Below are 20,833 nucleotides of genomic sequence, written 5' to 3' on the forward strand. Positions count from 1 at the left end.
TCCTGAGACCCAGGCGGGCTGGGTGCCCGAGGCCGACGAGATCGGCGACGACGAGGAGGAGATGCCGCTCTCTCTCCGCCTGTCGATAGCGGACACCCTCACGCTCGGCAACGCGACCTGCGGCTTCATGGCGGTGTACTTCACCACCACCGGCATCCTGATCCCGCACCTCACCGGGGACGACCAGTCCGCGGGCATGGCGCGCCACAGCGCCGCGACCGCGGTCATCCTCATGCTCTGCGCGGCCGTCTTCGACCTCTTCGACGGCCTGGTGGCGAGGAAGCTCCGCTCCTCCCCCATGGGCGCGGAGCTGGACAACCTCTCCGACCTGGTCAGCTTCGGCCTGGCCCCGGCGTACTTCGTCCTCGTCTACGGCATGGTGGCGGACGACGCGTACCAGAAGGTGGCCGCGGTCGGAGCCGTCGTCGTCCTGCTCGCCGTGGTGCTGAGACTCGCGCGGTTCTCGTGCGTGACACCGCCGAACGGCATGTTCCAGGGCATGCCGAGCCCCTTCGGGGCGCTGACGGTCGTCTCCATCGTGCTGCTGGAGCTGCCGTTCTTCGCGACGCTGCTCGCGATCCTCGGCACCGCCTGGCTGATGGTGAGCCGGGTCGAGTACCCGAAGCCGCGCGGCCCGCTCGCCGGCGCGATGCTCTCCTGGATCGTCCTGTCCATGGGGCTCCTGGCGGCCTGGGCCTTCGACGCCCCGGCAGGCCAGCTGCTCCTCCAGACCGGCTGCGCGCTGCAGCTGGTGATGGGCGCGGTGATCCCGCTGTTCGCCACGGCCCGCCGGGTGAACAACATCCGCGACAACCGCCGCGAGGCGCGGGCGGCCCAGCTGCCCTGATCCCCGCCCCGACACCGACGGGTGTGGCCCGAGCCTTCGAGGCTCGGGCCACACCCGTTTCGCGTTCAAGGTCGTACGGCGTTGCCCTTTGACCGGTCAACCACCCTTGCCCAGGGCCGAGTTGCACAGGGCGAGACGGAAGAGGACGGTGGGACTGGGGTGAAATTTACGAGGATTTATTCCTATTTGTGGGATGCGCACTCTCATGAAGATCGGAGGACAGCCATGCCCGCACTCACTCCCCAGGACCACCTCGTCCCGCACATCTCGTCGATCCCGGCGAACGAGGGCGACTCCGTGAACCTCTTCGTGCGGGAGTACAACGGAACGCAGGGCAACCAGCCCCGCTCCCCCGTCCTGATGCTGCACGGCAGGAGCGTGCCGGTGGTGGCCGGGTACGACCTCACCGGCCCCGGACACGACATCACGTACAGCTGGGCGCAACAGCTGGCCTCGCACCACTACGACGTGTTCCTCATGGATCTTCAGGGCAGCGGCCGGTCCCCGCGCCCGAAAATGGACGAGCCCCGTAACGCCAACCCCGCACAGCAGGGCGCGCTCACCCCCAACCCCCTGCCGGAGCCGTACACCGGTCCGCCTCTGTACCCCCACCAGCTGGGCAACTCCGGGAGCGAGTGGGCGGAGCTGGCCACCGTGGTCGGCTTCATCAAGGGGCTCCCCCACATGACCACGCCGATCGACTTCGTCGGCTGGTCCGCGGCCGGCCCGGTCATGGGGCCCTACACCCTCCAGCACCCCGAGAACGTCAAGAGCCTGTTCCTGCTCGCCCCGATCTTCGCTCCGCTGGGTCGGTGGTCGGGGAGCGCCACGGACCCCTTCGGCCTGCCTCCGAACACAACCCTGCCCGTGTCCCAGCCCGCCCCCGTGTTCGGCTTCCCGATGCACGTCAACAGCAAGCGGAACTTCACGCTGGCGTGGGACCGCGAGCAGGGCAGCGTCGACCAGCGGGACCCCGACATGGTGGACAGGGCCTGGGCCGCCATGATGGCCAACGACCCCGTCGGCAGTACCTGGGGCCCCATACTGCCGTCAGGCGACGCCCAGGGTGTCCACCGTTACCGGAACACCTACTTCTGGGGGTGGAACAAGGAGACCGCGCCGTTCGAGAGTCCGACGGGCACCCACGTGCTCGGCGACCGTGTGCCCGTGGCCCTCGTCCACGGCCAGCTGGACCAGACCGCCAACACTCCCGCGAGCTCGCCGGTCCCCGACGACCAGCGCTTCTCCGTCCCGGCGCTCTACTCGGCCATCGCAGGGCAGCACAAGCTGATGTTCCAGCTGGAGGGCGCGGGACACTCCATGGTCTGGGAGCGCCCCGCCGATGTCCTGCACGAGATCTCCAGGCACTGGCTCCTGAACAAGTACAAGGTGTGGGGCCTCACCAGCGGCAGCTACTACCGGGACGCGAACGGCGAGCTGACCCCGCTGGACTAGGCCGCCCTCAGGTCAGGAAATCCCGGCCGATCTGCTCCGCCACCCGTTCCAGGATCGGGCCGGCGTCGGCGATGCACTTCACCACGTCCGGCTCGATCTCGGTCAGCGGGTAGGCGCGGCGGAACCCGGCCCGCCCGAGTGCCTCCGGCGGCAGGGCGAGGCGGCCGCAGACCGCGACGACCTCCTTGTCGGCGGCACGGGCGGCCGCGGCCACCCCGGCCGGTGCCTTGCCGTGCAGCGTCTGCTCGTCCAGCGAGCCCTCACCGGTGATCACCAGCGTGGCCCGCTCCAGCGCCGGCGCGAAGCCCAGCACGTCGAGCATGACCTCGATCCCGGCGCGGAAGCGGGCGCCGAGGAGCAGCGCGCCGTAGCCGATACCACCGGCCGCGCCGGCGCCCGGCGAGGACGCGTACCCGGCGGCCCGCGGGCCGACCTCGGCCTCCAGGACCTTCGCGAAGGTGGCCAGCGCGGCGTCCAGGAGCTCCACGTCGTCCGGCGAGGCGCCCTTCTGCGGGCCGTACACCGCCGCCGCACCCTTCGGGCCGGTCAGCGGGTTGTCGACGTCGCTGGCGAGGATCAGGTCGACGGAGGAGAACCGCGGGTCAAGGCCGGACAGGTCCGCGCGGGCCAGGTCGGCGAGGCCGCCGCCGCCCGGCGGGACCGGTTCGCCGTCCTCGTCCAGGAAGCGCGCCCCGAGCGCCGACAGCATGCCGGCGCCCCCGTCGGTGGTGGCGCTGCCCCCGACGCCGAAGACGATCGTGCGCGCACCCGCGTCCAGCGCGGCCCGCAGCAGCTCGCCCGAGCCGTAGGTGGAGGCCGTGAGGGGCGCGAAGACACCGCGGGGCAGCCGCTGCAGTCCGCTCGCCTCGGCCATCTCCACGACCGCGGTGTCGCCGCGCAGCGCGAACGCGGCGGTGACCTCCTGCCCCAGCGGCCCGGCGACGTCTCTCTCGTGGCGTTCGAACCCGGCGGCGACCGCCGCGGCCACCGTGCCGTCCCCGCCGTCCGCGACGGGCAGCGCCTCCACGTCGAGGCCGGGCACCACCCGCCGCAGCCCCGCCGTGACCCGCTCGGCGACCTGTACGGCCGTCAGCGAGCCCTTGAACTTGTCCGCGGCGATGAGCACGCGCTGTGTCACCTGTATCCCCTTGCTCTCCGGGCCTCGCGCACGTCAAGGCCAGTCGCGCCGCTGTGACCTTAACCGGAGGACGCCCTCCCCGTCATTCCCCGCCCGAACCCTGGGAAAGGGCTGGGAACCACCTGGGAAAGCGGGTAGACCACAGCCATGGGCAACCTGGGGTCCGCGCTCGCGGACCGGGAACTCGCCGACCGGGTGCTCGGCGGCTGGCTCGGCCGGATCGCGGGCAACATGCTCGGCAAACCGGTCGAGCGGGGCGAGGTGTGGACGCGCGAGCGCATCGACGGCTATCTGCGGCGGGCCGGTGCCCTGCCGCTCACCGACTACCTCCCCGAGCCCGCCGACGACTCCGACGCCCTCGCGCTGCGCCCCGAGTGGCGCAGTTGCGTGCGCGGCCGGATCCACGGCAGCTGCCGGGACGACGACGTCGACTACGCCGTCCTCGGCCTGCACCTCCTGGAGACCCACGGCTTCGGCTTCAGCACCGAGCAGGTCGGCGAGCTGTGGCTGCTCCGACTGCCCTACCTCCAGACGTTCACGGCGGAACGGGCCGCCTACCGCAACCTCGCCAACGGACTGAAGCCACCGCTCACCGCCACCTACGACAACCCCTTCCAGGAGTGGATCGGCGCGCTGATCCGCGCCGACGTCTTCGGCTGGACCTGCCCGGCCGACCCGCGCCGGGCCGCGGCCCTGGCCCGCCGGGACGCGGTGCTGTCGCACTCCGGGAACGGGGTGTACGGGGCGATGTGGGCGGCCGCGCTGATCTCGGCGGCCTTCACCGCGCCGACGGTGCGGGACGCGATCGACACCGCGCTCACCGTCGTACCGGCGAGCTGCCGCCTGGCCCGGACCGTGCGCCGGGTGGTCTCCCTGTACGAGACCCGGATGGGCTGGGAGGACACCCTCGACACCCTCGCCGAGGAGACGGCCGGCCTCGGCTGGATCCACACGGTCCCGAACGCGGCCGTGCTCACCGCCGGCCTGCTCCACGGCGACGGCGACTTCACCCGGACCGTCACGCTCACCGTGCGCGGCGGCCTGGACACCGACTCCAACGGCGCGACGGCGGGCTCGGTGGCCGGCGTGCTGACCGGCGCGGCCGCCATCCCGGCGCGCTGGCGGGAGCCGCTGGAGGACACGGTCCGCAGCGCGGTCTTCGGCTTCGACGGGGCCCGCATCAGCGACCTGGCGGAGCGCACCGCGCGGCTCGCCCGGACGGGCGCCGGGCCCGGTCTGGTTACCCTTCCTGAGTGACCACCACCGACACCTACGCCGCGTACATCGCGAGCCTCCCCCGCATCCTCGCCGGGGCCGCCGCGCTCTTCCGGGACGCCGAGGGGCGGGTGCTGCTCGTCGAGCCCAACTACCGGGAGGGCTGGGCGCTGCCGGGCGGCACCATCGAGTCCGACGACGGCGAGACCCCGCGCCAGGGCGCCCGCCGGGAGACCCTGGAGGAGATCGGCCTGGACCGGGAGCCGGGCCGGCTGCTCACGGTGGACTGGGTGCACGGCACCGGCCGGCCGCCCATCGTGGCCTACGTGTACGACGGCGGCGTCCTCACCGACACGGACCTCTCGGCGATCAAGCTCCAGGAGGAGGAGCTGCTGTCCTGGCGGCTGGTCCCCCGCGAGGAGATCACCGACTACCTCCCGGGCACGCTGGGCGGGCGCGTCCTGGTCGCCCTGGACGTGCTGGCCGAGGGCTCGGGCGCCGCGGAGCTGGAGAACGGCGACCGGGTGGGCTGAGCGGCCACCCAAGCCAGGCTCACTCCTTCGAGTGACGCTTCGGGGGCGGCGATATCCGTTCGCCGCCCGCACGCACCCCGCCCTACCCTCGAACACATGACCAAGCCCCTCGTCGCCCTGCTCAGCGGCGCCGGTATCTCGACCGAGCAGGGGTTTCCCGTTCGCCGCAGAGGCCCCCAGCCACGTTGCTGGAAGCCCCGCTCGGGCATGAAGTGACAACCGGAGGAGGAGCGTGGCGGACCATTCGACCGCCACGCCTCCGAGGCTCGGGCGTCAGGAGTCGGTCACCGTGACCTGCAACGGCCCGCTCGGTGCCGGGGAACCCACGTTGGAGTAGCCGTACTGCGCGTAAAGTCCGCCCTCGTCGGTCAGCTCGAATCCGACGGTATACACGCCGGGCGTCAACCCTTGCGGCAGATCGACCCCTATCTGCACGGTCCCCTCGGTCACCGCGGAGAGACCGCCGTAGCCTCCGCTGACGGGACGGCCGGCGGAGTCGTAGACGGTGACGCTGAATCCGTTGACTCCCGCGAAGGAGGTCACGTCAGCGGTCAGCACGACATTCCGGGGCAGGGCACTAGCAGCGATCGTTGTGAAACTCAGCGACGCGGAAGTTGCCACGGGGGGCGTGGTATCCGGAATCTGCGTTGCCACCAGGTTCAGGTCCGGGCCGTCGAAGTATGAACCGTACGCCGCCACGTCTCCGGCACCGTCCACGAGGGCAATACCCGTGATGATGCATTCCTTGCTGCGATTGAACATGTTGGCGGGAACGGTGATCGTGCCGTCATCGCTGATGGCGGGCGCCTCGGTGATCGATCCGCCGCAGCCCGTGTCCGTCCACACAGTGACCGAGGTGAGCCCTTCGCGCACGCCGTTGGGCTTCATTGTGATCGAGAGCTTCTGCTGTTCGGACCAGTCGTTCACGGCCTTCGGGGTGATGGAGAAGTCGCCGGCCTGCAGAGTCGCGTTCTGAGTGATGTGAACAGGCGCGAGGTTCAGGTTTCGGTAGACGGAGGTGTTTCCGGCGTTGTCGGTCAGCCCGATGCGTGAGATGGCCCACGTACCAGCTGCGGCTCCGGCCGGGATGGTGACCGAGACGCTGCAGATGATCTCGTTGCTGCCCCAACCACCAGTGTTGGGACCGCAGGAGGTGTTGCCGTCGTCGGCTGTCACCACCTTGAGCTTGCCGGATGCCGTCTGCCCGCCCGGCCCGGCGACGGTGACCTCACCCTTGTAGAAGCCGGACTCGGGATCGGCGACGTCGATGTAGTAGGCCACGGTGACGGGCTTTGCCGCGTTGTAGAGATACCTCGGCGCGTCGGGCGGCAGGGAGACGTCTTCGTAAGTCGGTCCGGTGGAGTCGACCGACTCCTTGGCCGTGACGAAGTTTGCGAACTCCGAGAGCCGGTCTTTGTCGACCGTCAGGGTGTTCCCCCGGTCGTCCGAAGCGGTGACTCTGACGACCGCCCAGTTGGCGCTGGCCTGCGCCGCGTACTGCGGCACACTGAAGTCGTAACTGTATGTGGATGACTGGGCGTTCCCGGACACGGAGTTGGTCATCGCAGAGCCGTTCGGCTGCAGCGAGTAGCTGATGTCGAAGGCGGGCCCCACGGTGCTGCCGACGGCGGAGACCTGCCGGACGTAGACGTCGCCCGAGACAGCGGCGGCGCTCGCGTTGCCGTCCTTCACAGCCCAATTGAGGGTCGCGATCGCATCCCCGGCCGTGGCGTCAACGGTCAACGGGCTGAACGAGAGAGCACTGAGCTCCAGTCCTCCTTCGTTTTCCGCGGCCTGCGCAGGCCCCACCGAGACCGCGCCCAGCAAAGCCGCTGTCACAAGACCTACGACCGCCCGGGATATCAGGGGTCTGCCTCTTCGTAAACGCATCGTTCGCCACCTTCTGTCGCGCTGCCCCAGGTGGATCAGCCGCCCGATGCTAACAATCGCGGTGCTCCCCCCATCGGGTAATTTGCACCGCGTATGTTCAGCCAAAGGCCTTTGGGCGTATGCGAGTTGCAACGTGAGTGAGCAGGCCTGAAGCGCAGTTCGAGACGTCAGCTTGAAGATCGAGCCCAAGGGTTACATCTGCCGATGCCTTGCGACACTGGGATTCCGTCGATGCATCCCGAGCGCGGCGCGAGCATGGACAACGGACGGGCCTGTGACCGGCACGTCCGAACGCAGCATCACAACTCAGCCACATCCCTTACACATAATCCGGCCAACGTTCATGATCGTCGGCATGAGAAAGACCCTCACCTTCGCCGCAGCAGCAACGGCGCACCCGTCAACGCCGCCTCTCCCAAAGTCACAGCAGCACAGGCCAAGCCCCTCACCGCACAGGTCGCGTTCGCCAAGCTCTCCGCCGCCATGAGCACGACCAGGCTTTCCGGAACCGTCACCGCGGACAACGACCCGAACCACCTGCTGGGCCGCCCGAATCAGTACACGTCGAAGATCACATTCGATGACACGCGGATCTCGGCCGACGACGTCAGCGGCACCGACAAGGGGGACGTCGAACGTGGCGGCGCTATCGAGGTGTTCGGCAGTCCGGCCGACGCACAAGCCCGCGCGAAGTACATCCGGTCCGTCACCAAGTCGATGCCGATGCTCACCGAATACGACTACGTTCACGGCTCGGCCCTCGTGCGCGTGTCCCACTACCTGACGCCGAAGCAGGCTGCTGACTACAAGACCGCCGCGAGCAACCTCGGCTGAAAAGGCACCGCCTCGTGACAGTGCGCCCGCTTCTGCCAGTGCCTTGCGCCCCGGCCCTTCCGTCGGCTTCTCCATCGTGCGGGCGCTCGGACAGTGAGCGCACCTGGCACCAAGGACCAGCGCAGGTCTGAGATCGAGGGGGAGCCACGGCATTCGGTCGCAGCGGTCCGCTGAGGACACAGCCGCACCTTGATATCCGTTCGCCTCCGTCCGCGCGGGCGTCCTAGTCTCAGCCCATGAACAGGCCTCTCGTAGCCATCCTGAGTGGCGCAGGAATCTCCACCGATTCCGGAATCCCCGATTATCGCGGTCCCAACGGGTTGTGGCGACGAGATCCAGAAGCCGAGAAGCTCGTGACGTACGAGTACTACATGGGCGACCCGGAGATCCGGCGCAGGTCCTGGCAGATGCGGCGCAAGAACCGCGCGCTCGAAGCCGAGCCCAACGCCGCGCACCTGGCCATCGCCGAACTGGAGAGGTCCAGGGTTGCGGTCAGGGTCATCACGCAGAACGTCGACGGGCTCCACCAGCTCGCCGGCATGCCCGCCCGCAAGGTGCTCGAACTGCATGGCACCGCACGGAGTGTGGTGTGCACCAAGTGCCACGCCCGAGGACCGATGGCGGACGCGATCACCCGCGTCGAGGCCGGCGAGGAGGACCCACCGTGCCTGGAGTGCGGGGGCATCCTCAAGTCAGCGACCGTGATGTTCGGCGAGCGGCTCGACCCGGTCGTCCTCGGCGAGGCCCTCGCCATCAGCAAAGCGTGCACCGTGTTCATCGCCGTGGGCAGCAGCCTCCAGGTACAGCCCGCCGCCGGACTCGCGGGGGTGGCCGCCGACCACGGCGCCCGACTCATCATCGTCAACGCCGAACCCACGCCCTACGACGAACTCGCCGACCAAGTCGTCCGCGAGCCCATCGGCACGGCGCTGCCTCAGCTCCTTCGTGTTCTGGCGAGCCAGAACCCCTGAGGTTCTTCGCCCTTTGAACGAGCTACGCGATCTTCTTCAGCTGCGCATCGACGACGTCCTCGGGGATGGCCGGGGGCTGGATGGGGTTGAGGGACAAGAAGGTGGCAATGGTCGAGTCCTGGCGGACGACCAGGACAGTGCAGGGGATGCTTGGTCCCGTGCCGCCGTCGCCGACGACCTGGGTGGCGTCGAAAGCGAGGGTCTCGTCGCCGTAGCCGGAAACGGACCGGGACTGGGCACTGGAATACCCCAGCCCAGCACCGGGGTGAGCGGCGGACGGACGTATCTCGGCGGTCGCGCACTTCGCAAGCGCTGAGCGCAGTTCGGCCATCACCGTGCGGGCGTCGGCAAGGGCGTAGGAGGTCAGGCCGACACTCGCATGCTGCCCGAGATCGTCGGACGCGGAGACGACGTCCTGGGTGACCTCGGCCGTGAAGTCGTGCAGGCTGCCCAGCCCTGCGGCCGCGTAGACGGGTCGGCACGGTGCGGGGGTGACGGCGCGGTAGGTCGTGAGCACGTCGTGGTCCACCGGGCTGCCCTTGCCCGTGACCGTGTCGACGGTATAGCCCGGGACGTCGTGCGCGGTCAGCGCCAAGCGGTCGAGATCCTTCTGGTCGAGCCCCTTCCCGGTCGCGGAGACGGGCAATCCGGATACCTGCTGCGACGCCGAGCTCGCAGGCGAGGTGGACCCAGCACTCGCAGACTTCTTACGTGCTCCGGCATCGTCCCCACTGTCCGCGCCGCACGCGCCGGTCAGCGCCAGCACCGACACCACACCCGCCGCCGCGACGACCCGTCTTCCGAGCACAGAAGCATTCATCATTCGCCCCCCGGTGCCCCCGACCGGGAACACCCACGTAAGAAGCCCCGGCGTGCGCCGAGACCGAAGTCAGCGGGGAGCCTAGCGGGCCAGCTGAGGTCTTCTTCGCCTGGCCCCGATTTGAGATACGGTACCCAGCCCGTCCGGGCCGTCGCCACGCAGACCTGGGGCTCTTCGAGGCTGACGCCTGTCTGTCAGTCCGTCTGAAGCACAACGAGCCGCACCTGTGAGACTCGAAGGCGATAGCACGTGCAGCGAGGTGCGTCCGTGGCGTATCAAGCCCCCCGTGTTACATCTGCCGATGCCTTGTGACTCCGGTATCCCGGACTACCGCGGCCCGAGCGGCGTGTGGCGCAGGGATCCCGAGGCCGAGAAGCTCGTGACGTACGAGTACTACATGAGCGATCCGGAGATCTGGCGGCGCTCGTGGCAGCTGCGCCGGAAGAACCGCACGCTGCGGGCGGAGCCGAACGCCGCGCATCGGGCGGTGGCCGAGCTGGAGAGGTCCGGGGTTCCGGTGCGGGTCATCACCCAGAACGTGGACGGGCTGCACCAGCTCGCCGGGCTGCCCGCCCGCAAGGTGCTCGAACTCCACGGCAGCGCGCGAAGTTTCCTGTGCACCGCGTGCCACGCGCGCGGTCCGATGCAGGACGCCCTGGCCCGCGTCGAGGCCGGCGAGGCCGACCCGCCGTGCCTGGAGTGCGGCGGCATCCTCAAGTCCGCGACCGTCTTCTTCGGCGAGCGGCTGGATCCGGTGGTGCTCGGGGAGGCCGTCGCCATCACCAAGGCCTGCCAGGTGTTCATCGCCGTCGGCAGCAGCCTCCAGGTACAGCCCGCCGCGGGCCTCGCGGGCGTCGCCGCCGACCACGGCGCCCGGCTGGTCATCGTCAACGCCGAACCGACGCCGTACGACGAACTCGCGGACGAGGTGATCCGCGAGCCCATCGGCACCGCGCTGCCGGAGTTGCTGGCGGGCTTGCGGAACGAGTAGCCGAGGCCTGCCGAAGCGGCGGCCCGTCAGAAGAGGCCCGCGCCCTGTTCGAAGTCCAGCAGGCGCTGCTTGCGGGGCAGGCCGCCGCCGTAGCCGGTGAGGCTGCCGTTGGCGCCGATCACGCGGTGGCAGGGGACGATGATGCCGATCGGGTTCTTGCCGTTGGCGAGGCCGACGGCGCGGGAGGCCTGCGGATTGCCCAGGGCCTCGGCGAGTTCACCGTACGACCGGGTCTCCCCGTAGGGGATCAGGAGCAGCTGTTCCCAGACGCTGCGCTGGAACGGCGTGCCGTTCAGGCGCAGTTCGAGGGTGAACTCCTTCAACTCGCCCGCGAAGTAGGCGGAGAGCTGCTCCTCGGTCTCGGTGAACAGGTCGTCGTCGCGGGAGCCGAAGGTCTCCTCCGGCGGGCGGTGGCGCTGTTCGACCATGTAGAGGCCGCAGAGGGTGCCGTCCTCGGCCACCAGGGTGAGGGGACCGTACGGGCTGTCGGTCACGGTGTGGTTCTTCACGACAAGATCCTTACACGGGCAGGAAGTTGATCGGGTGGCTGTCGGTCGCCCACAGGTACTGGACGGCGTACGCGCGCCACGGGCGCCAGGCCGCCGCGCGGGCCGTGAGGGCGGCCGGGGTGCCGGGCAGGCCGAGTTCCTGGGCGGCGCGGCGGATGCCGAGGTCGGTGGGGAGGAAGGCGTCGGGGTCGCCGAGGGCGCGCATGGCGATGACGTCGACGGTCCAGGGGCCGAAGCCGGGGAGGGCGAGGAGCTTGGCGCGGGCTTCCGCCCAGTCGCTCTCCACCCCCAAGTGGAGTGTTCCATCCGCCAGTTGGTTGACCAACGTGGTGAAGGTGGTGCGGCGGGTGCGGGGCATCGCCAGGGAGTCCGGGGACACCTGCGCGAGCGCCTCGGGGGTCGGGAAGAGGTGGGTGAGGCCGCCCTCGGGGTCGTCCACGGGGGTGCCGTGGGCGGTGACCAGGCGGGCCGCGTGGGTGCGGGCGGCGGCCGTGGAGACCTGCTGGCCGAGTACGGCCCGGACCGCGAACTCGGCCTCGTCGACTGTGCGCGGCACCCGGCGTCCCGGCGCCTTGTCCACCAGCGGTGCCAGGAAGGGGTCCGCGCGCAGCTGGTCGTCGACGGCGACCGGGTCGGCGTCGAGGTCGAGCATGCGGCGGCAGCGGCTGATGGCGACGGGCAGGTCCCGCAGGTCGCTGAGGGTGAGCCGGCAGGCGATGTGGTCGGGCTTCGGGGTGAGGCCGACGATGCCGTGGCCGTACGGCAGCCGCAGGGTCCGCCGGTAGGCGCCGTCCCGCCACTCCTCGACGCCGGGTACGGCGGTGGCCGCGAGGTGGCCGAAGAGGTTGTCCGGGTTGAGGGGGGCGCGGAAGGGCAGCCGGAGGGTCAGCGCGCCGGGGGCGCTCGCGGCCTTCTTCGGGGCCCTGGCACGCAGGTCGCTCGGGGCGAGCGCGAAGACCTCGCGGACGGTGTCGTTGAAGGTGCGGATCGAGGAGAAGCCGGCCGCGAAGGCGATCTCTGCCATCGGCAGGGCGGTCGTCTCGATCAACAGGCGGGCGGTCTGGGCACGTTGGGCGCGGGCGACGGCCAGCGGACCGGCACCGAGTTCGGCGAGCAGCTGGCGTTCGACCTGCCGCGGGCTGTAGCCGAGGCGGGCGGCGAGGCCGGGCACGCCCTCGCGGTCCACGACCCCGTCGGCGATCAGCCGCATGGCGCGGGCGACCAGGTCGGCGCGCTGGTTCCACTCCGGGGAGCCGGGGCTGGTGTCGGGGCGGCAGCGCTTGCAGGCCCGGAAGCCGGCCTGCTGGCAGGCGGCCGCGCTCGGGTAGAACGTCATGTTCTCGGGCTTGGGCGGGACCACCGGGCAGCTGGGCCGGCAGTAGATCCGCGTGGTCAGGACCGCCGTGAAGAACCAGCCGTCGAACCGCGCGTCCTTCGACTGCACGGCCCGTACGCAGTGCTCGCGGTCGAGGTGCATCGCTTTCTGCATGGCTCCAGCATCGGCCATCGAGGCGGCCGATGCTGGCGAAAATCCGACACGAAGGCGCGCTGACCTCCGGGCCGCCACGGCTCCTGCGAGAACCCTACGACTCCTGGGTGAAGTAGTGGTCCTGGTCGAGGTCGGCCAGCAGCCCGGGCTGTCCGGGCCGCCAGTCGTAGCGCTCCCGGGTCGCGGCGCTCGACGTGGGGTTGTCGTTGCCGACGAAGGCCGCCATCCAGCCGAAGTGGGCGGCCGCCTCCTCCCGGGCGAGGGAGACGACCGGCACGTCGAGGCGGCGCCCGATGACCTCGGTGATGGCGCGGAGCGGGACACCCTCGTCGGCGGTCGCGTGCAGCACGGCCCCGGCCGGGGCCGCCTCCAGGGCCTTGCGGTAGAGGGTGGCGGCGTCGAAACGGTGCACGGACGACCAGCGGTTGGTGCCGTCACCGACGTGGGCGGCGACCCCCTTGTCGCGGGCGACGCCGATCAGATACGGGACGAAGGCGTGGTCGCCGGCTCCGTGCACCTGAGGGAGCCGGATCGCCGAGACCCGTACCCCGCGCTCGGCCAGGGCGAGGGCGGCCCGTTCCGACTCGCCCCGGTGCGCGCCGGGCGCGGCGGGGTCGGTCCCGTCCGCCTCGGTGCCGATCCGGCCCGGGGTGAGCAGGCCGGTCACGGAGCTGATGACGAGCGGGCGGCCGGAGTCGGCGAGCGCGTCGCCGAAGGCCGCCAGGGCCGCGAGTTCGGTGCGCAGGGCGCCGTGCAGGTCGGAGAAGTCGTGGACGAAGCCCGTGTGGACCACGCCGTCCGCCGAGTCCGCCGCGACCCGCAGCCCGTCGATGTCGTTCAGGTCGCCCCGGTGCGCCTCCGCTCCCACCTCCTTCAGGGCCGCCTCGGCCGCGTCCGAGCGGGCGAGGCCGAGCACTTGGTGCCCGGCGCCGAGCAGTTCGCGGACCACCGCGCTGCCGATGAACCCGGTGGCGCCGGTGACAAACACACGCATGACAGATCACCTCACGGAGAGTGCGAGTTCTGGGATGACTTCAGCGTGCGCCCGGCCCGGGCCGCCGGTCCAAGACCTGTTCCGCACCGGGTGATGCCTGTCCGGTCATGACCGCAGCTCACAGCAGCGGGCGGGAGTTAGAGTCGACGGGTGACCCAATCTCCCGTATCCCCCGTGCCTCCGGTGGACCTGGAGCTGCGCCTGGTGCGCTACTTCACCGTGGTCGCCGAGGAGTTGCACTTCGGTCGCGCGGCCGACGCGCTGCACCTCGCCCAGCCCTCGCTGAGCCGTCAGATCCGGCGCCTGGAGCAGCAGTTGGGCGCCCGGCTGCTCGACCGCACCCCGCGCGGGACGCGGCTCACCGAGGCCGGGGAGGTCTTCCTCCCGCAGGCGCGGGACCTGCTGCGGACCGCGGGGCGGGCCGCCGCCAGCGCGCGCTCGGCCGCCGGGCAGGGCCCGTTCACCGTCGGTTACACCACCCACCAGATCGTCACCCCGGCCGTGCGGGAACTGCGCCAGCGCCATCCGGAGGCCGACGTCCGCACCCTGCACGTGGACTGGAGCGAACCGCGCGCCGCGCTGCTGGACCACCGGGTGGACGTGGTGGTGACCCGGTTCCTGTTCCTCTCCGACGACCTGGACATCACGGTCCTCTACGACGAGCCGCGGGTGCTCCTGGTGCCGCTCGGCCACCGGCTGGCCGGCAAGGAGTCGGTCGCCCTCGCCGACTTCGCCGACGAGCCGCTCCCCCGCTTCGCCGGCGCCGACCGCGCCGGGGCGAACCCGCCCGGCCACACCAACCTGGGCGCCCTGGTGGACACGCTGGAGGACAAGCTGGAGCTGGTCGCGAGCGGCGAGGTGGTGTCCCTGGCGCCGGCCGGGTTCCGGGGCAATCTCCGGCCGGACATCGCCGTCGTCCCGATCGAGGACGCGGACCCCGTCCAGGTCGTCCTGGCCACCCGGGCCGGTGACCGCCACCCCCTCTTCCCGACGTTCCACCGCGCGGCCGAGACCCATCTGGTCCCCGCCTACGCCGCCTAGGCCGGTGCCGCCCGCGCGGTACGCGAGGGCGGCTGCCGGGGCCCCGGAGGATCAGGCCGTGTCCGTGGAGTCGTCGCCGCGGGCCACGCAGAGCGCCCAGATGATGAATCCGGACAGCGCGATCATCACGACGGACCACACCGGGTAGTACGGCAGGGACAGGAAGTTGGCGATGATCACCAGCGCGGCGATCGCCACGCCGGCGCCGCGCGCCCACGCGGCCGGCTGGAACAGGCCGATGCTGACGGCCACCGCGATCACACCCAGGACCAGGTGGATCCAGCCCCAGCTGGTGAGGTCGAACTTGAACACGTAGTTGGGGGTCGTGACGAAGACGTCGTCCTGGGCGATCGCCATGATGCCCCGGAACACGGCGAGCAGTCCGGCGAGCATCAGCATGACGGCGGCGAAGGCCGTCAGTCCTCCGGCCCACTGCATCTTGGCGGTGTGCTGGCGCGGGTGGTGCGCGGGGTGTGTGGCGGTCATACGGCTGCCTCGATTCGTTCTCGGAGGGGGTGCTCAGCGCCCGTGGGCGGTGGGCACCGAGCCGGGGCGTCCGGCCGGTCCGGCGTCGCTGAGGACCAGTTGCTTGGCCCTGCGGAACTCCTCGTCGGAGATGTCACCGCGGGACTTCATCTCGGAGAGCTTGGCCAGTTCGTCGACGCTGCTGGTCGGGCCGGTACCGCTCTGGGCGGTCTGCCGGATGTACGACTCGAACGCCTTCTGCTGGTCGCGGGCCTGGGCGATCTCCCGCTGCCCCATGCCCTTGCCGCGGGCGATCACGTAGACGAGGACGCCCAGGAAGGGGACCACGATGCAGAGGGCCAGCCAGCCGGCCTTGGCCCAGCCGCCCATCGTGTCGTCCCGGAAGATGTCCACGATGACGCGGAACAGCAGGACGAGCCACATGATCCACAGGAAGAGCCACAGCATGGTCCAGAAGGCGCTCAGCAGCGGATAGTCGTACGCGAGGTAGTTCTGCGCGCTCATTTGTGTCCTCCGTCCACGGCATCGGCCGGTCGGCCGCGCTCTGCCGTCTCAGCGTGCGCACGACGAACGCCGGGCTTCCTCACCCGGTGCGGGTGATCGTGCGCGGGCCGGAACCCGACGGCGTCACTCCGGCCGGCGGCGCATCTCCACGACTCGCAGCCCCAGCGACAGACAGCGGTTCAACAGGCCGTACAGCTGCGCCTCGTCGATGACCGGACCGAACAGGACCGTCTGGCCGGACATCGTCACGTGTTCCAGTTCCGGGAAGGCCTGGGTGAGCGTCTCCGACATGGTCCCTTCGACGCGGATCTCGTAGTGCATGAGCCGTCTCCCGCCGCGGTGTGCTGCGGTCTGTCCCGCGATCGTGCGCCCGGCGGGGGCCGGCCGGCCTCACCCGGCACAGGTGATCCGGGGATCCGGGGCCCCGGGCGGGTCAGAGCAGTCCGCGCCGTGGATCACAGCAGTCCGCGCTCGCGGGCCCGGCGTACGGCGTCGCCGCGCCGGCCCACGCCGAGCTTGCGGTAGACGCTCTTGAGGTGCGTCTTCACCGTGTTCACGGAGACGTACAGGTCTGCGGCGATCTCCTGGGTGGACATCATCTGTGCCAGCCGGCTCAGCACCTCGCGTTCGCGTCCGCTGAGCTCCTCGACGAGCAGGGGCGCGGGATCGGCGCCAGGGCCGTCGCCGTACAGCCAGCCGGCGGCCAGGCCGTGCAGCGGTGGCAGGTCCAGGAGGTGCCGGATCCGCGGTCCGGCGTCCAGGAACGGGCGCCGCAGCCGGTCCTGGCGGGCCTCCAGGAGCGCCCTGGCGAGCAGTTTGCGGGCGGTGTCGTCGTCCCCCGCCTCGGCCGCGGCGCGGGCACGCACCAGGGTGGCGCGGACCGTGACCCCGGGACCGGTGCCGCCTTCCGAGCAGAGCCGGACGGCCGTCTCGACCGCCTCCTCGCGCCGGCCGGCGGCGAGCCGCGCCCACGCCAGTTCCGCCGTGTACACGGGCACGCCGGGGCAGGGTGTCCCGTCCAGCACCTCGGCGGCCCGGTCGGAGCGGCCCCCGGCAAGCCGGGCGGCCGCGGCGGCCAGGTCCGCGCCTGCCCGCACCCAGGGCGAGGGCATCTGCGTCCGCACGGCCGGGACGGCCGCGCTCGCGGCGGCCTCGGTGTCGCCGAGCGCCAGCAGCAGCCGGGCCGTCGCCAGGGCCCGGCAGCCCTCGGTCACCGGGTCGGGCACGCCGGAACCCGGACCGGACTCGGCGGCCTCGTCCAGCAGGGCCCGGGCCCGCCCCAGCTCGTCGCGGTCCACGGCCACGGCGGCCAGCACCAACTGGCCGAGTCCGGCGCCGGGGAACGGACGTCCGCCGCAGTGCCGGGTCAGGTCCGCCGCGGCCAGCGCCCGGCTCTCCGCGCTGCCGAGGCGGCCCTCGAAGTAGTCGAGCAGCGCCAGGTGCCCGAGGGAGTCCTCCCGGGGCAGCTGGGTCGCGGCATCGGCGGGCAGCCCGGCCACCTCGTCCAGGGCGGCGCGCGCCTCGTCGAGGTGCCCGGCCCACACCCGGGCCGAGCCCAGGTGGCTGAGCAGCAGGGCGGTGAGTTCCGGATGCTTCGCGAGCAGCCGGGCGGGCACCTCGTGGCGCAGGTCCTCGGCCGTCGCCGTCGCGTGCTCGGCGCGGCCGGGGGCGCCGGTCAGGCGGGCCGCCAGGGACTCCAGGAGCACCTGGCTGAGCCGACTCGCGGCGGCCGACGCACCCGGAGCCGGGTCTTCCTCGGCGTGGCCGAGGTGGGCGAGGCCGCGGTCGAGGTCGTGCCCGGACAGCTCACGGGCCGCCCGCACCAGCTCCACGGCCGCGCCCGAAGCCTCCGGGCCCATCCCGGCGAACAGCTCGGCGAGGTCGTCGGCGCGCGGGCCGGTGAGGAGCCGGCCGATCGCCAGGTCGTCGACGACGGCACCGGCGGTGAACTCCCAGTCGGCCGCCGCCGCGCCGTGGGCCAGCGCCTCCGGGACGGCGCCGTGGGCCCGCAGCCAGCAGGCGGCGCGCCGGTGCAGTTCCGGTTCGAGCCCCGGCGAGCCCGCCCGCAGATGGACCCGGAGGATCTCCCCGAACAGCGGGTGCAGCCGGTACCAGGAGTGTCCGAGGTCCTCGACGAAGGCGTTCTGGCGGCACAGCCCGGCCAGGCGCGGCCCGGCGTCGGGGCGGCCGGTCAGCGCCTCGGCCAGTTCGGGGCAGAACCGGTCCAGGACGCTGACCCGCAGCAGCAGGTCCTGGGTCCCGGCCGGCTGCCGGGTGAGCACCTCGGCGAGCAGGAAGTCGGCGATGACGCTGTGCCCGGCCTCGAACTCCTTCAGGTACGCCTCCGGGTCCGTGCTCTGCTGGGCGGCGAGGGCGCTCAGACGCAGCCCAGCCGCCCAGCCCCGGGTGCGCTCCACCAGGGCGCGGGCGGCCTGGTCGGGCAGCCGCAGGCCGTGCCGGGCCAGCAGATCGGCGGCCTCCTCGGGGGTGAAGGCCAGTTCGTCGTTGCGGATCTCGGTCATGGCCGCCGCCGCCCGGTAGCGGTGCAGGGGCAGCAGGGGTTCGGTACGGGTGACGAGGACCAGCCGCAGCCCCCGCCCGGCGTGGTGCAGCACGAACTCCAGCTGCTCGGCCGTCTCCGGGGCGGCCATCCGGTCGAACTCGTCGAGGACCAGGATCGCGGGCCGGTCGCGTCCGCCCAGCTCGTCGGCGAGGCGGGCGAGCAGCCGGTTGCCGACCATGCCGACGTCCCCGCTGACGTCCCCGGGGCCGGCGAGTCCGGCGGGCAGCGGGGTTCCGGCGGTGTGCAGGGCGTGCAGCACATAGGCCCAGAACATGCCGGGGCCCTGGTCGCCGGCCTCGGTGGTGAGCCACGCGACCGGCTGCCCGAGTCCGGCCGCCCAGTCGGCGACGAGGAGGGTCTTGCCCGCACCGGCCGCCCCGTTGACCAGGGTCAGCGGTGTGTCGAGGGCCTGGTCGAGGTGCGCGGTCAGCCTGGGCCTGCGGACGAACGTGGCGGGCCTGGCCGGTACCGCGAGCCGGGTACGGAGAAACGGCTCCCCCAGCGGATCGGCGTACCCGAGCGCCGGTCCGCGCGTGCTGTCGTCCCTCGCGGCCACAGAGATCACCACCCGTGTCCGGCCGGCCGTGGTCGGAACTCCACGCGATCAGGATCCCAGCGATGCCGCGTCCGCGCAGGGCGCGGGAGGGGCGGGGCGGGGCGGGCGGGCCGGGGGGGGAGCAGGGCAGGTGCGGGGGGGCATGGGGCTGTGCGGGGTCATGAGGCCGTACGGGAGCCGCAGCTCCCGGCAGCCACGGCCGTCCCTACCGGCCGTCGGGCACACCGAGCGGGCCGGGCACGCGGGGGCGGCACAACCACAGGGGCGGCCGGATGCACCGGGCCATGCAGGAGCCTTCAGACCCCGGCGGCCACGGCCGCCACTGCCCACCGCCGAGCACACCGAGTGGGCCGGGCACGCCGGGGACGGCGGGACCACAGGGGCGGCCGGCTGCACGGGACCGTACGGGAGCCTTCAGACCCCGGTGGCCACGGCCGCCACTGCCCACCGCCGAGCACACCGAGCGGGCCGGGCACGCCGGGGACGGCGGGACCACAGGGGCGGCCGGATGCACGTGACCGTACGGGAGCCCTCGGACCCCGGTGGCCCGGCCGTCACTACCGACCGCCGGGCCCCCCGGGTGCGCCGGGCCCCCCGGATGCGCCGGGCTCGCCGGGTGCGGTCGGTCCGGCAGGTTCGGCGTCGTCCGGGACGCGGCCGCCTGCCGCCAGCAGGGCCAGGACGGCCAGGACGGCGAGGAGCACGAGCGCCAGCAGCAGGACCGTGAGGACGGTCGGGTGGTTCCAGAGGGCGAAGACCAGGGCGACGATCAGCAGCGCGCCGAGGGTGATCCAGCGGCGGTAGGCGAGCGCCCAGGTTCCGGCCCGCCCGGTGCGGACGTGGTGGGCGGCCGCCCAGCGGGCCGCGGAGTCCGCCGTACGCTCCGACGTGCCCCGGAGGGCGACCGGCAGCCGTCCCGGGCCGATGAGGTACGCGCCGAGGGCGATGGCCACGCCCAGCACGACGGCCGTGCGCAGACTGACCCGCAGGAACCGCAGCAGGGTGTCGAAGACGGCTGCGGCGGCCGCCTTGGACTGCACCTGGGGCGGCAGGTGGTCGAGGTAGTAGCGGCGGGCCACGACCAGGCCCACGGCCACCACCAGGCAGGCGAAGGCGGCGCCCAGCGCGGTGCGGGCCAGTGCCCGGCGCCGGCCCCGGGCGAGGAACACGCCGGCGGCGCCGAGCAGCACGACGAGGACGGGGAACCAGTTCCCGACGATGTCGAGGAGGTGCGCGCCCTTGCGGAACTTGGCCAGCTGGTCGGAGTGGAAGAGCACCAGTTGCTTGTCCACCTGGGGGATCCGGTCGGCGGGCTTCAGACCGGCGTCGACCAGTTCCTGCTTCACCCGGTCCACGGCCGTGCCCAGGTCGAGGGTGACCGTGCCGTCGCTGACCCCGACGGCGCCCCGGCCCTGTCCGGTCAGGGCGTGGTCGACGGCCTGGTGGGCGGCGCGGTTGGCGGTGCGCCACAGGTCGGCGAAGGCGTCGCTCCGCACCACCCGCGTGGCGATCTTGGTCACCGTCTGGTCGACGGCGGCGTCGATCTGCGGGCCGAGGCCCCGGAGCGCGTCGGCGGCCCGGGGCGGCAGGCCCTTGGACTGCAGCCAGCCGGCGAGGTCCCCGGCGACCTGGGGGCCGTCCACATGGGCGCCCACGGCCTCGGTGATCCGGTGCACGGCCGCGTCCTGGACGGCGGGTTCCGTGGCCAGCGGGGCGACGGTGGCCACATACCGGTCGGTGTCCAGGGCGATGTCGTGCACCCAGACCGCGAGCAGGGCGACGGGCACCAGAACGCAGGTCAGCACGGTGAGGACGGCCGAGGAGACGGTGCGTGCGATCCGGCCGGCGGTGCGGCCCCGGTGCCCGTCCGGCCCGGTCCCGCCCCCGGCGGCGTCCGGGGCGGGGGTCTGCGGGGCGGGCGACTCGGCCACGAGACCTCCGGGGTACGGGGATGGATGGTCCTCCCCATTGCCTCAGTCCGGGCGCCCGGCCGCGCT

Annotated in this window: 19 protein-coding genes and 1 pseudogene; 9 read left to right on the top strand and 11 right to left on the bottom strand. The window is 72.0% G+C overall.

What is annotated here, in order from left to right:
- The first annotated feature begins 22 nt into the window (after positions 1 to 22).
- Positions 23 to 847, top strand: a complete 825-nt coding sequence (pssA, locus tag ACFZDK_RS28395) for a CDP-diacylglycerol--serine O-phosphatidyltransferase (protein ID WP_355719360.1) — start codon at positions 23 to 25, stop codon at positions 845 to 847.
- Between the two features lie 225 nt (positions 848 to 1,072).
- Positions 1,073 to 2,302, top strand: coding sequence for an alpha/beta fold hydrolase (locus ACFZDK_RS28400; protein WP_390976748.1), 1,230 nt, complete (start codon positions 1,073 to 1,075; stop codon positions 2,300 to 2,302).
- 7 nt (positions 2,303 to 2,309) lie between these two features.
- On the opposite strand, the gene ACFZDK_RS28405 is transcribed toward ACFZDK_RS28400, so the two are convergent.
- Entirely contained in the window at positions 2,310 to 3,428 is a 1,119-nt protein-coding gene (locus tag ACFZDK_RS28405) for a glycerate kinase (protein ID WP_390976982.1), read from the bottom strand.
- A gap of 159 nt (positions 3,429 to 3,587) precedes the next feature.
- Here ACFZDK_RS28405 and ACFZDK_RS28410 point away from each other — a divergent pair, with 159 nt between their 5' ends.
- The 3 genes and pseudogenes from ACFZDK_RS28410 to ACFZDK_RS28420 form a co-directional block, all read left to right on the top strand.
- Complete coding sequence (locus ACFZDK_RS28410; RefSeq protein WP_390976749.1) at positions 3,588 to 4,697, top strand: ADP-ribosylglycohydrolase family protein; 1,110 nt, start codon at positions 3,588 to 3,590, stop codon at positions 4,695 to 4,697.
- Entirely contained in the window at positions 4,694 to 5,188 is a 495-nt protein-coding gene (locus ACFZDK_RS28415) for an NUDIX domain-containing protein (protein WP_390976750.1), read from the top strand. The genes ACFZDK_RS28410 and ACFZDK_RS28415 overlap by 4 nt, the downstream gene beginning before the upstream one ends.
- A 96-nt stretch (positions 5,189 to 5,284) precedes the next feature.
- A pseudogene (locus ACFZDK_RS28420) lies at positions 5,285 to 5,365 on the top strand (NAD-dependent deacetylase); the annotation flags it as partial.
- 96 nt (positions 5,366 to 5,461) lie between these two features.
- Here the strand turns inward: ACFZDK_RS28420 and ACFZDK_RS28425 are convergent.
- A complete protein-coding gene (locus ACFZDK_RS28425) occupies positions 5,462 to 7,027 on the bottom strand; it encodes a hypothetical protein (RefSeq protein ID WP_390976751.1) in 1,566 nt (521 codons plus the stop codon).
- A gap of 282 nt (positions 7,028 to 7,309) precedes the next feature.
- Here ACFZDK_RS28425 and ACFZDK_RS28430 point away from each other — a divergent pair, with 282 nt between their 5' ends.
- Both ACFZDK_RS28430 and ACFZDK_RS28435 read left to right on the top strand, forming a co-directional pair.
- Positions 7,310 to 7,912, top strand: coding sequence for a hypothetical protein (locus ACFZDK_RS28430; RefSeq protein WP_390976752.1), 603 nt, complete (start codon positions 7,310 to 7,312; stop codon positions 7,910 to 7,912).
- Between the two features lie 236 nt (positions 7,913 to 8,148).
- Complete coding sequence (locus tag ACFZDK_RS28435) at positions 8,149 to 8,883, top strand: Sir2 family NAD-dependent protein deacetylase (protein WP_390976753.1); 735 nt, start codon at positions 8,149 to 8,151, stop codon at positions 8,881 to 8,883.
- A 22-nt stretch (positions 8,884 to 8,905) separates the two neighbouring features.
- Here ACFZDK_RS28435 and ACFZDK_RS28440 read toward each other — a convergent pair whose 3' ends face one another.
- On the bottom strand, positions 8,906 to 9,529 hold the full coding sequence (locus tag ACFZDK_RS28440) for a hypothetical protein (protein ID WP_390976754.1): 624 nt from the start codon (positions 9,527 to 9,529) through the stop codon (positions 8,906 to 8,908).
- A gap of 475 nt (positions 9,530 to 10,004) precedes the next feature.
- Here ACFZDK_RS28440 and ACFZDK_RS28445 point away from each other — a divergent pair, with 475 nt between their 5' ends.
- The gene (locus ACFZDK_RS28445) at positions 10,005 to 10,694 is read left to right on the top strand and encodes a Sir2 family NAD-dependent protein deacetylase (protein ID WP_390976755.1); all 690 of its coding nucleotides are present in this window, start codon (positions 10,005 to 10,007) and stop codon (positions 10,692 to 10,694) included.
- Positions 10,695 to 10,720: 26 nt separating this feature from the next.
- Here the strand turns inward: ACFZDK_RS28445 and ACFZDK_RS28450 are convergent, their stop codons facing one another.
- The 3 genes from ACFZDK_RS28450 to ACFZDK_RS28460 form a co-directional block, all read right to left on the bottom strand.
- Positions 10,721 to 11,203, bottom strand: a complete 483-nt coding sequence (locus ACFZDK_RS28450) for a methylated-DNA--[protein]-cysteine S-methyltransferase (RefSeq protein ID WP_390976756.1) — start codon at positions 11,201 to 11,203, stop codon at positions 10,721 to 10,723.
- A 10-nt stretch (positions 11,204 to 11,213) separates the two neighbouring features.
- On the bottom strand, positions 11,214 to 12,680 hold the full coding sequence (locus ACFZDK_RS28455) for an AlkA N-terminal domain-containing protein (protein WP_390976983.1): 1,467 nt from the start codon (positions 12,678 to 12,680) through the stop codon (positions 11,214 to 11,216).
- Between the two features lie 106 nt (positions 12,681 to 12,786).
- Entirely contained in the window at positions 12,787 to 13,686 is a 900-nt protein-coding gene (locus tag ACFZDK_RS28460; protein ID WP_390976757.1) for an NAD-dependent epimerase/dehydratase family protein, read from the bottom strand.
- A 174-nt stretch (positions 13,687 to 13,860) separates the two neighbouring features.
- Here ACFZDK_RS28460 and ACFZDK_RS28465 point away from each other — a divergent pair, with 174 nt between their 5' ends.
- Positions 13,861 to 14,727 carry a LysR substrate-binding domain-containing protein gene (locus ACFZDK_RS28465; RefSeq protein WP_390976758.1) on the top strand — a complete coding sequence of 289 codons (867 nt, stop codon included), beginning with the start codon at positions 13,861 to 13,863 and terminating at the stop codon, positions 14,725 to 14,727.
- A gap of 51 nt (positions 14,728 to 14,778) precedes the next feature.
- Here the strand turns inward: ACFZDK_RS28465 and ACFZDK_RS28470 are convergent, their stop codons facing one another.
- From ACFZDK_RS28470 to ACFZDK_RS28490, 5 genes are all read right to left on the bottom strand, one after another.
- Entirely contained in the window at positions 14,779 to 15,213 is a 435-nt protein-coding gene (locus ACFZDK_RS28470; protein WP_355729717.1) for a hypothetical protein, read from the bottom strand.
- Between the two features lie 33 nt (positions 15,214 to 15,246).
- Positions 15,247 to 15,717: an SHOCT domain-containing protein gene (locus tag ACFZDK_RS28475; protein ID WP_390976759.1), complete on the bottom strand. Its 471-nt coding sequence runs from the start codon at positions 15,715 to 15,717 to the stop codon at positions 15,247 to 15,249.
- A gap of 123 nt (positions 15,718 to 15,840) precedes the next feature.
- Entirely contained in the window at positions 15,841 to 16,038 is a 198-nt protein-coding gene (locus ACFZDK_RS28480; protein WP_355729719.1) for a hypothetical protein, read from the bottom strand.
- 134 nt (positions 16,039 to 16,172) lie between these two features.
- Complete coding sequence (locus tag ACFZDK_RS28485) at positions 16,173 to 18,845, bottom strand: LuxR C-terminal-related transcriptional regulator (protein WP_390976760.1); 2,673 nt, start codon at positions 18,843 to 18,845, stop codon at positions 16,173 to 16,175.
- A 548-nt stretch (positions 18,846 to 19,393) separates the two neighbouring features.
- The gene (locus tag ACFZDK_RS28490; RefSeq protein WP_390976761.1) at positions 19,394 to 20,767 is read right to left on the bottom strand and encodes a hypothetical protein; all 1,374 of its coding nucleotides are present in this window, start codon (positions 20,765 to 20,767) and stop codon (positions 19,394 to 19,396) included.
- Between the last annotated feature and the right edge of the window lie 66 nt (positions 20,768 to 20,833).

Source organism: Streptomyces sp. NPDC007901 (assembly GCF_042959465.1).
In the GTDB taxonomy this organism is placed as follows: domain Bacteria; phylum Actinomycetota; class Actinomycetes; order Streptomycetales; family Streptomycetaceae; genus Streptomyces.

What these genes read in the sequence shown, in the direction of transcription:
- ACFZDK_RS28460 (WP_390976757.1), bottom strand. Translation starts at nt 13,686, where the DNA reads ATGCGTGTGTTTGTCACCGGCGCCACCGGGTTCATCGGCAGCGCGGTG.
- ACFZDK_RS28445 (WP_390976755.1), top strand. Translation starts at nt 10,005, where the DNA reads ATGCCTTGTGACTCCGGTATCCCGGACTACCGCGGCCCGAGCGGCGTG.
- ACFZDK_RS28435 (WP_390976753.1), top strand. Translation starts at nt 8,149, where the DNA reads ATGAACAGGCCTCTCGTAGCCATCCTGAGTGGCGCAGGAATCTCCACC.
- ACFZDK_RS28480 (WP_355729719.1), bottom strand. Translation starts at nt 16,038, where the DNA reads ATGCACTACGAGATCCGCGTCGAAGGGACCATGTCGGAGACGCTCACC.
- ACFZDK_RS28455 (WP_390976983.1), bottom strand. Translation starts at nt 12,680, where the DNA reads ATGCACCTCGACCGCGAGCACTGCGTACGGGCCGTGCAGTCGAAGGAC.
- ACFZDK_RS28470 (WP_355729717.1), bottom strand. Translation starts at nt 15,213, where the DNA reads ATGACCGCCACACACCCCGCGCACCACCCGCGCCAGCACACCGCCAAG.
- ACFZDK_RS28400 (WP_390976748.1), top strand. Translation starts at nt 1,073, where the DNA reads ATGCCCGCACTCACTCCCCAGGACCACCTCGTCCCGCACATCTCGTCG.
- ACFZDK_RS28430 (WP_390976752.1), top strand. Translation starts at nt 7,310, where the DNA reads ATGCATCCCGAGCGCGGCGCGAGCATGGACAACGGACGGGCCTGTGAC.
- ACFZDK_RS28410 (WP_390976749.1), top strand. Translation starts at nt 3,588, where the DNA reads ATGGGCAACCTGGGGTCCGCGCTCGCGGACCGGGAACTCGCCGACCGG.
- ACFZDK_RS28475 (WP_390976759.1), bottom strand. Translation starts at nt 15,717, where the DNA reads ATGAGCGCGCAGAACTACCTCGCGTACGACTATCCGCTGCTGAGCGCC.